Annotated in this window: 3 protein-coding genes; all 3 read right to left on the reverse strand. The window is 43.8% G+C overall.

From position 1 onward, the window contains the following. Positions 1-740, reverse strand: a 740-nt coding sequence (locus Q0338_RS02845) for a M20/M25/M40 family metallo-hydrolase (protein ID WP_298085442.1), incomplete at its 3' end; no start/stop codon positions are given. Between the two features lie 10 nt (positions 741-750). After that, complete coding sequence (locus Q0338_RS02850; RefSeq protein WP_298085443.1) at positions 751-1,215, reverse strand: YjiG family protein; 465 nt, start codon at positions 1,213-1,215, stop codon at positions 751-753. After that, positions 1,212-1,850: a nucleoside recognition domain-containing protein gene (locus Q0338_RS02855; protein WP_298085444.1), complete on the reverse strand. Its 639-nt coding sequence runs from the start codon at positions 1,848-1,850 to the stop codon at positions 1,212-1,214. Before Q0338_RS02855 ends, Q0338_RS02850 begins: the two co-directional genes overlap by 4 nt. Positions 1,851-2,769 lie beyond the last annotated feature (919 nt).

A 2,769-nucleotide genomic window follows, 5' to 3' on the forward strand; every position in this document is an offset into this window, starting at 1 on the left:
CACGTCACGCTGGCAAACTCGGGCACGACGTTTTGCGCGGTGCCGCCGTTTGTGATGATGGAGTTAAAGGTATGCCCAGCCGCAAAATCAGTCAGCTTTGATAGCTCGACTACGAAATTTGCCGCCTCGACGAGCGCCGAACGACCACGCTCGGGGTGGTTGCCCGCATGCGCGCCCACGCCGTGAAAATCTATCACGTAGGTCATCACGCCTTTTCTAGTCGCCACCATCGAGCCGTCCTCGCGAGCAGGCTCCATCACGAGGCAAAATTTGGACTTTCTCGCGTATTCGCGGATCTTTTCTTTGGCGAAATTCGACCCCGTCTCCTCGTGCGAGTTTAGAAACAAAGCGACGTTGATTTTACTAAGATCAAGCTCCTTGATGACGTAGAGCGACAGCAGTGCGCCGCCCTTGTCATCTATGACGCCTAGCGCATTTACCCTGCTCTCATTTTGGGTAAAAGGAGTGTTTTGCACCGAGCCAACAGGGAAAACCGTATCCATGTGCGCGACAAAAAGCACGTCGAATTTCATCGCATTCGGGTTGTTTGAGATGAGTAGGCAGTCGGCGACCTTATCGGTGCCCAGCGCTACCTTTTCATGCTTTAGGCCGAGCGTTTCTGCCTTATTCATAAACCACTTTGCGACGCTATTTACGCCCTCTACGCTAGACGTCGGACTCTCGATATCGGTTAGCTCCTTTAGCTCAGCTAGATATTGTTTTAGCTCCTCTTGTTTCATAGACCGTCCTTTATACGATGATGCTCATCACAAACATCGCTAGATAGGCATTTAGGATGCATATGCCAAATAGCACCAAGTAGTGCTTGCCAGGGATGCCCAGCACACCTAGGACGCGTCCCATATACTGCACCGTAGAGCCTACTAGCGCCATGCCCGGGATCAGTACTGCGATATCTGGAGCCGTTAGGGTGCCGCCCTGAACCAGCGCCACTAGCACGCCCGCAGACCCGCCCCAGCTAAGAAACGCCGCCATGATAACCGCTATCGACTCGCCCGGAAGCCCAAGCGGCAACATGACGAAGCCAAGATACTTGCCTATGATATCAAGCGCGCCAGAAACTTTTAGGATGTGGATGATTACAAAAGCCATAAGGACGTTTGGGATAGTGTTGTGAACGGCGATATCCCAGCCCTTTCTAGCGCCTTCTACGAAAACGTCGGTTAATAATTTATTATTAGCTTGCTCGCTCATACTTCAGTCTCCCCGTCTTTTACGAATTTTTTGACGTAAAGTCTCATCAAATTTGCCCCAAATACCTTAAACACCAAAATGATTCCCAAGCCAGCCGCGATAGATATAGGCGCCTGAGCTCCGTTTTTATCGGCTACCGTGAGCAACGGAGCGAAAGACGCTAGGAAATTCGTGATCATCGCGCCCGCGCTAAACTGAAATGCGGCAAATATCAAAAGCTCTTTGTGCGTGATCTTGCCGTCTTGGCGTAAAAACTTTGCCGTAGAGCTACCTGCGTCGGTGCTTTGCGTACTAGCTATGAGCGAGATCGAGCAGCAGCCCGGGATACCGATGAGAGGCTTTAGCACGGGAGTAAGCCAGCGTGAAGCTGCGTAAAGCGCGTAATATCTCTCAAATATCGCAACAAACCCAAGAGCGAGCATGATCGCAGGAACCAGACTGAGTGCAAATATAAAACCACCCTTTGCGCTTGTGCCGCCTGCGGTTTTAAACCACTCCGGAAACTGTCCGGTTAATTTACCGAAATCAAAAATACCGCCTGCGACATCCTTTAAGAAACCGCCGAAAAAGACGATAGCTAGGATCAAGGCAACGGTGCCGATCGCTAGCTTTTTGCCGTCGTTTGCCTCTTGCATAAAGCCTCCTTAAAAATAAAGTAAATATATAGGTAATATACAGTCGCGAAGCTTAGGAATGAGTAAAAAAATCAATAAAAATAATGAATAATATTTAGTTTTTTTGGTTAATGTTACTTTTAGATACTGCATTGTAAAAATTTAGCAAATTTGACGCTTACTTCTCTATACACAGGGGATTAGGTCAAAATTTAAATAATTAGAACCATATATAAAAAAGCTCAACGTAACTTAATGCTCCTTATGTTTGCACTAAATTACGTTGAGCCTAAAAGAATTTCAAAAGTAAGTATTCACAGATTAACCTTTAAAAACAACGTAGGGTGCAAAATTCGGCACACAAGATATGTTTTTAACAAAATTTGCTGATTTTTTGTTTATAAATTTACCTGGTAAAATTTTAGTTAAAAAAGTAGAAATCTAAATTTGATGGCGATGTTTTGAAATTTTAGATATTTTGATTAAACACATAAACCCGCGTGCAAAGAGTTGGTTTGCATTGCCAGTAATGACGCCATATTGGCATTTTTAATATATTACCTTTACAGCTACCGACAGAGAAATAGCGCGTGTAAAATTTTGTTCATTATCGTTTACTAGCATTTACCAATAGAAATTAGCTATTAATATCTTGAATTATATCTGACGTAGAACTTAAATTTTGCATTTGCCTCGGTATAGATAGCGTAGCTTTAGTTGATTTGGTTAATTGCAAGGTGTTATAGAATCAGCAGGAGATATTTTCGCGTAAATCCTTTCTGATTATTTATCAAAAAGGATTTACACAGTTTAATTTATAGGCTCAAATTTGAACTACGATGGCATATAATTATTCTGATTTTTTCTTTGTAGGTTTTTTAGCTTCAACTTCCTTGCCTACGCTTTCTTCAACTTTTTTCTTTGAAGATTTTGCCTTAGT

It is taken from the genome of uncultured Campylobacter sp. (assembly GCF_938018145.1).
Classification (GTDB): domain Bacteria; phylum Campylobacterota; class Campylobacteria; order Campylobacterales; family Campylobacteraceae; genus Campylobacter_A.

Coding starts and splice junctions, on each gene's coding strand:
- Q0338_RS02850 (WP_298085443.1), bottom strand. CDS start 1,215: ATGAGCGAGCAAGCTAATAATAAATTATTAACCGACGTTTTCGTAGAA.
- Q0338_RS02855 (WP_298085444.1), bottom strand. CDS start 1,850: ATGCAAGAGGCAAACGACGGCAAAAAGCTAGCGATCGGCACCGTTGCC.